Genomic DNA, 7,921 nt, shown 5'->3' on the forward strand with positions numbered 1-7,921 from the left:
CGACCGCCCAACCGTCACGCCCGGAGGCTCGTCATGCCGCTCGATCTTGCCATTCACGGCGGCGCCATCGTCACCGCCACCGAGACGCGCCGCGCCGACATCGGGGTTTCGGACGGCAAGATCGTGGCGATTGGCGACGTGGGAGACGCCGTCGAGACGCACGATGCCAGCGGCCTGCTGGTGCTGCCGGGCGTGGTCGATCCGCACACCCATCTGGAAGCCCAGTTCCGGCAGGGCGGCCCGACGACCGCCGACGATTTCCTCTCCGGCACCGAAGCGGCGGCCTGTGGCGGCGTGACCACGATCATCGACTACGCCCGCCAGTTTCCCGGATCGACGCTGGCCGAGGGCATCCGCGAGTGGGACGCCCGGGCCGCCCCGAAGTCGCTGATCGACTACAGCTTCCACATCGTGGTGACCGACTTCTCGGATGCCACGCTGGCCGAGGTGCCGGCGCTCCTGGCGGACGGCTTCCCGACGGTGAAGGCGTTCATGATGCGCGTGGCCGACCGCGATCTGCTCAAGCTCATGCGCGCCAGCGCCGACGCTGGCGGACTGGTGATGGCGCACGCCGAGAACCCGGCCGTGCTCGACTATCAGCAGGGAAAGCTGTTCGCGGAGGGCAAGCGGTCCGCCGTCTGGTATCGCGACAGCCGCCCGGAGATCGGAGAGGCTGAGGCGACCGCCCGGGCCATCGACTACGCCGACCTGACCGGCGCGACCGTCTGCGTCGTGCATCTCTCCTGCGATGCGGCGTTGCAGCGGGCGCGCGAAGCCAAGGCGCGCGGCTCGCGTCCGTGGATCGAGGTGCGGCCCTGCTACCTGCTGCTCGACGCCGACTGCTACACCGCGCCGGGCGTCGATCCACTGACGATGAGCGGGTGTCCGCCGCTGCGGCCGGCCGTCAACCTCCCGAAGCTCTGGGAAGGGCTGGCCGATGGGACCATCGACATGGTCGGCAGCGACCATTGCGCCTGGGCCATCGAGGAGAAGCGGGCCGGAGAGCACGATTTCAGCCTGATCCCGCACGGCATCCCGGCCCTGGAGACGCAATTGCCGGCGCTCTGGGATGCGGGCGTGCGCGGCGCGAAGGGGCGCATGCTGACGGCTGCTGACTTTCAGGCTGATGAGCTGGCCTCCCCCTGGAGCCGGATCACGCCGAACCGGCTGGTGGACGCGATGTCCACGACGCCGGCCCGGCTGCACGGCCTGTATCCGCGCAAGGGGACCATCGCGCTGGGGTCGGATGCGGACCTCGTCCTGTTCGACCCGACACGCGCCGAGACCATCAGCCAGTCCCGCCTGCACTCGCGGGCCGGTTACGAGCCATGCGAGGGCATGGACGTGGTCGGCTGGCCGGTGGCGACGTTCTCGCGCGGGGAGCTGATCGCCAAGGATGGTCAGGTCGTCGGACGGCCGGGTCGAGGGAAACTGCTCAGGCGTCAGCCTCCCCCGCGCTGACTCACGGTGACACCGGGCAGGCTCACAGCGCCTCGTGGGGCCGGAGGCCGAAGATGTCCACGTCCACACCCCGGGCGTAGTGTGCCAGGAGCGGAGGCCCGAGCGGCCGCGGCATGCCGGCTGCGCCGATCAATTCGTCACGGACGGCGTGGACGGTCGCCCGCTGGACGGGGTACGGCGTATGGTAGACCTGTCCGCGCCACAGTCGGTCGCCGTCCGACGCGTGCAAGTAGTACCGCTCGATCAGGAAGTGTTCGAGCGTGCCGGGCGCTGATGCTCCGAGAAACTCGCCTGGCTCGAAGCGGGCGTAGGTGCGGGCCGGGCCGCCGAGCAGGCGTCGGCTGCGGTACTCGATCTGGTTGCCGAGGCGGCGCATCCGCATGCTGGCCCAGAAGTAGGGCAGCTTGAACTGGAGCCGCGCGATGGTCACGGCGATGGCTGAGGCGGCCTCCAGCGAGAAGAAGTAGACGCCTGGATCCTCGCCGTTGCGGTGGACGTAGGTGCGGACGTTGGTCTCGCAGAACGTGAACGCCGAACGGGCCGGCGCCCAGGACGGCCGGACGCCGGTCATCCAGAACGGCACGAGGCCGATGTAGGCGAGGCCATCGTAGGTATCGATGTCGAGCTGGCGTGGAATCAGCGGGCGGAGCGCGTCGGGTGGGATCGGCCAGTGCAGGAAGAGCAGGTCGCGCCACTGCTGGAAGCCGACGACGAGGTCGGACGGCCGGAAGGTCGGCGTGATCCGGTCGATCTCACGAGACAGCACCATGTCCCCCGCATGCTCGGCGGCACCGCATTTACGCGCCCTGACCGCTCGCCCCGAGCCGAATGCTCACCCCTGCGTCTTCACCACATCCCAATTGTCCAGCATGCGGCAGGGTCGCGGCGCGATTTCCGTTCGGGTGGGCGGAAGACCAGCCAGCCGCAAGGGGTGGCGGCAGTCAGGACGGCGTGGGGGCGTCGGCCGGCTGGGCGACCGTCGCCGCGCGTGGTTCGGTCAGCGTGCGGTACCCCACGAACGCCAGCACCAGGCAGGCGCCGATGCTGCCCCACACCCCGATGGCGTGATCCGTCCCGATGCGGTCGGCGATCGCGCCGAGCGGCAGGCTGCCGATGTTGGTCAGGCCCGTGCAGACCATGTACACCCCGAAGACCCGCCCGCTCAACTCGTCGGGGGCGTACTGCTGGACCGTCGAGATACTGAGGGCCGTGAGCAGCGCCGTCAGCGAGCCGATGAGCGCCAGCAACGGCGCGGCGAGCCAGAGCGAGCCAGACCAGCCGAGGGCCAGCAGCAGCAGGCAGATGCTGAACGCCGCGCCACGCATCATCAGCGAGTGGTGCTGTCCGATGCCGACCCGCGCCATGATCAACGAGCCGACCAGCGCGCCGCCGCCCATCGACGAGGTCAGGATGCCCAGGCCGGCCGCGTCAAGGTGCAGCGAGTCGCGGGCGAACGACGGCAGCATCTGAACGTACGAGAGGCCGAAGATGTTGGAGATGGTCACGACCAGCATCATGTCGAGCAGCGGGCGCGTGCGGTAGACGTAGCGGAAGCCGTCGGTGATGCGGATGCTCTTGAGCGTGAACGCCTTCGAGGGCTTCGCAGATCGGTGGCGAATGCTCAGGATCTGGGTGACCGTCCAGGTGTTGGCGCAGAGGCCGAGCAGCATCACGAACAGCGGCCCGACCGTCGAGAGCAGGAAGCCGGCCATGCTGGGGCCGGTGATGCGCGCGAGGTTCATCGAGGCGGTCTGCAGGGCCGTCGCGTTGGGCAGCAACGGGCGTGGCACGATCTCGGCCATCAGCGACTGGCGGGCGGGCATGTTGAAGGTGAAGCTCATGCCCATCAGCAGCGACGCCACCAGCAGATGCCAGATCGAGAGGACATCCAGGACGTAGAGCGTCGCCACGCCGGCGTTCACGACGATGGCCGTTGTCTGGGTGACCAGCAGCGAGCGTCGACGGTCCCAGGCGTCCGCGAACGCGCCGCCGAGCGGGGACATGCAGGTCATGGCGAGGCCGGTCATCGCGCCGCTCAGGCCGAGCCAGAACGGCGAGTTGCCGATCAGCAGCATCAGCCAGCCGAACGTGAGGCCGCCCATCCAGGAGTTGAACTGGAACGCCATGTTGCCGAAGTAGAGCCGGCGGTAGTCGGGCACGCTCAGCGAACTGAACATCTCGCCGGTGAGCGTTCCAGTCACGCCGCGTGTGGCGGGCCTCTCGGCAGTGGCAGTCAGGGCAGTCCTCCGCGACAGCGCGATTCCCGAGGATAGCACCGTCAGGCCGGCCGCCGCGACCTCCATCAGGCGCGTAGGCGCGTGGCGCGGAGCGTCGTTCGACGAGGCCTCGCCTGTCCAACTCGTTCGCATGGTACGATCCTATTGGAGCGTACGACTCCACACTGTCAGTAGGAGGATTGTCACGTATGCAGCAGACCGTGACGCTTCGGCAGAAGAACCAGATCACCCTGCCGCACGAGATCGTGCGGGAGCTGGGCATGCAGCCGGGCGACCGCCTCGTCGTCGAGTTCGACAGCGAGCGTCCTGGCAAGGTCGAGCTGCGGCCGGTCCGGCGCAGCTACGCCGGCATCGCCGAGGGGCTGTATGGTGGAACGCTTGAGGAGGAGCTGGCCTACATCAGAGAAGAGCGGGCTTCGTGGGAGCAATAGGAGCTGCGGCGCTCGACCGAGCCATCCGAGACGGGGAGCGACTCCTCATCGACACGTCGACGCTCGTCGCCTATCTGAACCGAGCCGAGGCGGCGACGCCGGTTGCGTCCTACATCCTCGATGAGATGGTTCATCCTGGGCGCAATCGGGGACTCGTCTCGATGATCACCGTGATGGATGTTCTTGTTCGGCCGCTTCGCGCTGGGACGCCTGAACCGTATCAGCACATCATGGAGTTCATCTCGCAGTTCCCGAATCTGACGCCCGTGCCCGTGGATCTGCCTGTCGCTCAGGAGGCGGCCTCGGTGCGGGCCATGTTCCGACTGTCGGCTCCGGACGCGTTGATCGTGGCGACAGGTCTCATCTCCCAGGTCCATCACCTCGTGACGAATGACGCCACCTGGACGCGAAAGCTCCAGCCGCTCGCCTCGCGCATCAAGGTCTGTCACCTCGACGCTTTCCGCTGAGCATTCCTTGCTGACCCGTTGCGCCGGGCCTCACCATCTCTGAGCGTGTCGGCGGGCCGTGCAGTCGGAGCCGCGACCGACCGAAGCCATGTCGGCAGGGGGAGTGTGTCGGTGCGATTGCTGGTGACGGGCGGCGCGGGGTACGTGGGCGGCCATACGGTGCGAGCGCTCCTCAAGGCCGGCCACGAGGTCCTGGTCTACGACAACCTCGTGTATGGGCACGCCGAGACCGTGCCCTGTGAGCTGGTGGTCGGCGAGCTTGCCGATGCAGCGGGCCTCGACGCCGTGCTTGGATCTCGACACTTCGACGCCGTGCTTCATTTCGCAGCCTACGCCTACGTCGGCGAGTCTGTGCAGGATCCGGCGAAGTACTGGCGCAACAACGTCTCATCGGGCATCGAGCTGCTCGACGCGATGCGCCGCCATGGCGTCAACCAGATCGTCTTCTCGTCCACCTGCGCCACCTACGGCTACCCCGACAGTGTGCCCGTCACCGAGGACGAGCCAAAGAAGCCGGAGAGCCCGTACGGCGAGTCGAAACTGACCTTCGAGCGGGTGCTGGCATCGTACGCCCAGGCCTACGACCTTCGCTCGGTCAGCCTGCGCTACTTCAACGCGGCCGGCGCGGCCGCTGACGGCACGCTCGGCGAGGATCATGAGCCAGAGACGCACTTGATCCCGCTGGTGCTGGCCGTGGCGGCTGGGCGGCTGCCGCACGTCAAGGTCTTCGGGACGGACTATCCGACCCCGGATGGCACCTGCATCCGTGACTACATTCACGTCGAGGATCTGGCGAGCGCCCACGTCCTGGCCGTCGGCGCGATGGAGGAGCGGGGGGCCTGCAAGGCGTACAACCTCGGGACCGGGACCGGCTACTCGGTCCGCGAGATCATCGACGCCTGCCGCCGCGTGACGGGACGAGAGATCGCCGTGGTCGAGGAGGCTCGCCGCCCCGGCGACGCCACGGCCCTGTTTGCCGACAATCGGAAGATCCGCAACGACCTCGGCTGGAGCCCGCGCTACGAGACGGTCGAGCAGATCGTGGCGACGGCCTGGCGCTGGCACGCGAAGCGGTGGGGCGTGTCGAGCTAGCGACGACCCGTCCGAGTCGCGCGCCTGCGGTAGGGCGATTGCATGTTCGTCCGTGTTCCCGAAGCGCGAGGAGACGAGCGGTCGGGGGTTGAAACGCCCGCCTACCGTCATTCCGTCGCTGCGCGACGAAGGGTGAGAACAGCCGTCGTCCGGCGAGCCAGGAGCGTCGCGCAGCGACTGCAGGATGATAGGCGGGGCTTTCAAGCCCTGACGAGACGGCACGACGACATCGACATGCAATCGCCCTGGCACCTGAGTCCGGACCCGCGCCGGTGGCTGCCAGCGCGCTATCATGGTGTCGTTATGGTCGGACGCGCGATGAAGCTCGTCCTGTACCTCGGCTGGCCGAGTGCGCTGGCCCTGGTGGTGTACGTGGCCGGTCTGACCCTCGGCCAGTTCGGTATGCCGCCGGGACGCAGGATCTCCACCACCGTGTACGGGAAGTACGAAGCGCTCGGTATCTGCGTGCAGAGCGTGACCGGCGAAGCCAGCGAGGCCGAGCTGGCCCGTGGGCTGGTCGACGCGGCGGTTGGCAGTCTTGACCTGCCAGGGTCGCGTCGGTTCACGCTGCCGGCGTTGATCGACGCCGGCTGCCCTGGCGAACCATCGCACTACGGCGCCACGGCGAAGGCGCGGCGCGTGGCTGACCGGCCAGACGGGCGCGGCCAGACTCCGAGTCCGTACCAGCTGCACGTCTACATCGTGCCGCGCGCCAGCCTCCAGATGCTCGGCCTGGAAGCCGACCTCCAGGATCGGCGGATGACCGTCGAGGAGTACACCGTCGAAGGACGTGAGCCGAACGTGGTGCTCAACGGCGTGACGTTCGGCCTGTACGTTACGACTGCCGAGCTTGCGGACTCTCAGGCAGTCTATCGCTTCTTTCTGCGGGCGCTCTCGATGCACTCGCAGCTCGGAGCGCCGCCCAGACCGCAAGGATAGGCCCGCCCACTGCGCTTCCAAAGGTGGCACCTGAGGCCGGCACGAGGGATGGGAGATCCTCGACCTGCTCGCCGTGCGTGCCCCGTCAGTAGAGCCAGGGGATCAGCTTGCTGACGCGCCCGCGATAGGTGGGGTACTCGGGGAACTGCGCCGCCAGGAACGCCTCTTCACGGCTGGCCTTGCGGTCGAAGAACAGGCCGACCACCAGCGTCGAGAGCAGCCCGGACCAGCGGCCGTGGAGCAGCGCCCATCCGAGCAACGCTGTCAGCATACCGCCATAGACCGGGTGCCGTGCCAGCCCGTATGCGCCAGACTGCACCAGGGTCGCGCCAGGACTCGGCTTCGGGAACGGCGTGAGCTGCCGCCCGAGGCCGCCCAGCCCGGCCAGGGCCAGCAGGCCGCCGACGACGAACAGCACGCCGCCGACCCAGCGTCCCGGCCGGCGCACCACGTCGGGCAGCGCTGGCCCGGCCATCGAGGCCAGCAGGGCCGCGCCGCCGAGCGGGAACTGGCTGACGACCCACAGCCCACCCCGACCCAGGAACGAGTCGTCGTTCGGTGTTGCCGGGCTGGCGTCAGGTGTGTCGTTCACGATGGATCGCCTCCAGTGGGCGGGCCGACGACTGTGCTGGGCGGCGAGGCGGCGGTTGTGCCGAGCGGTGGCTGGACATCTCGCCAGCGCTCCTGCGCGGCCAGCGCTCGGTCCATCAGACGGCGCGTGTCGACGGTCATCTCTGGCAGTGCGTCCACCGCGAAGTAGCCGATCTGATCCGTTTCCTCGCTGGGGGTGAATCCCGCGTCCCCGACCACCTCGCACTCGTAGGCGATGCTGATCTCGCCGTACGGTCCGCCACCGGTCGCCAGCACCCTGCCAGCCTTGACGCGCAGGCCGGTCTCCTCCCAGGTCTCGCGCTCCGCCGCCTGTTGCGGTGTCTCGCGGCGTCCAAGCCAGCCACCAGGGGCCGCCCAGCGCACGCCGACCCGATGGTACGTCTGCCGCACCAGGAGCAGGCGGCCCTCGCCATCCCGGATGACGGCGACCGCGCCAATCGGGACGCGCGGATACAGCGCCAGGATCGCCAGGCGCCGGGCCGGCAGCGGCAGGTAGCGCCAGATGAAGAGCAGGACGCGATGCGCCCGTTGCCAGACGGCGTGGGGGGTTGGAGAGCAGGGCGATTGCATGTTCATTGGTGTCCCCGAAGCATCATGGAACGGGCGGTCGGGGACTGAAGTCCCCGCCTACAGTCACGCCGTCGCTGCGCGACGGCCGTCGGGAACGGCCGGCACTGGTGCG

At 68.6% G+C, this 7,921-nt stretch carries 9 protein-coding genes; 5 read left to right on the forward strand and 4 right to left on the reverse strand.

Annotated elements, in window-relative coordinates:
* Window positions 1-33 precede the first annotated feature (33 nt).
* The gene (gene hydA, locus IT306_08315; GenBank protein ID MCC7368412.1) at window positions 34-1,461 is read left to right on the forward strand and encodes a dihydropyrimidinase; all 1,428 of its coding nucleotides are present in this window, start codon (window positions 34-36) and stop codon (window positions 1,459-1,461) included.
* A 22-nt stretch (window positions 1,462-1,483) separates the two neighbouring features.
* Here hydA and IT306_08320 read toward each other — a convergent pair whose 3' ends face one another.
* Both IT306_08320 and IT306_08325 read right to left on the reverse strand, forming a co-directional pair.
* Window positions 1,484-2,230, reverse strand: a complete 747-nt coding sequence (locus tag IT306_08320) for a DUF2071 domain-containing protein (GenBank protein ID MCC7368413.1) — start codon at window positions 2,228-2,230, stop codon at window positions 1,484-1,486.
* 172 nt (window positions 2,231-2,402) lie between these two features.
* Window positions 2,403-3,662, reverse strand: a complete 1,260-nt coding sequence (locus IT306_08325; GenBank protein ID MCC7368414.1) for an MFS transporter — start codon at window positions 3,660-3,662, stop codon at window positions 2,403-2,405.
* A 224-nt stretch (window positions 3,663-3,886) separates the two neighbouring features.
* Between IT306_08325 and IT306_08330 the strand changes: the two genes are divergently transcribed.
* The 4 genes from IT306_08330 (at window position 3,887) to IT306_08345 (ending at window position 6,627) form a co-directional block, all read left to right on the forward strand.
* Entirely contained in the window at window positions 3,887-4,129 is a 243-nt protein-coding gene (locus IT306_08330; GenBank protein MCC7368415.1) for an AbrB/MazE/SpoVT family DNA-binding domain-containing protein, read from the forward strand.
* Entirely contained in the window at window positions 4,117-4,596 is a 480-nt protein-coding gene (locus IT306_08335) for a PIN domain-containing protein (protein MCC7368416.1), read from the forward strand. Before IT306_08330 ends, IT306_08335 begins: the two co-directional genes overlap by 13 nt.
* Before the next feature lie 111 nt (window positions 4,597-4,707).
* Window positions 4,708-5,688, forward strand: a complete 981-nt coding sequence (gene galE, locus IT306_08340; protein ID MCC7368417.1) for a UDP-glucose 4-epimerase GalE — start codon at window positions 4,708-4,710, stop codon at window positions 5,686-5,688.
* A gap of 318 nt (window positions 5,689-6,006) precedes the next feature.
* A complete protein-coding gene (locus IT306_08345; GenBank protein MCC7368418.1) occupies window positions 6,007-6,627 on the forward strand; it encodes a hypothetical protein in 621 nt (206 codons plus the stop codon).
* Between the two features lie 85 nt (window positions 6,628-6,712).
* On the opposite strand, the gene IT306_08350 is transcribed toward IT306_08345, so the two are convergent.
* Window positions 6,713-7,102: an isoprenylcysteine carboxylmethyltransferase family protein gene (locus IT306_08350; GenBank protein MCC7368419.1), complete on the reverse strand. Its 390-nt coding sequence runs from the start codon at window positions 7,100-7,102 to the stop codon at window positions 6,713-6,715.
* 113 nt (window positions 7,103-7,215) lie between these two features.
* A complete protein-coding gene (locus tag IT306_08355) occupies window positions 7,216-7,809 on the reverse strand; it encodes an NUDIX domain-containing protein (protein ID MCC7368420.1) in 594 nt (197 codons plus the stop codon).
* Window positions 7,810-7,921: the final 112 nt, after the last annotated feature.

The organism is Chloroflexota bacterium (genome assembly GCA_020850535.1).
GTDB lineage: Bacteria > Chloroflexota > UBA6077 > UBA6077 > JACCZL01 > JADZEM01.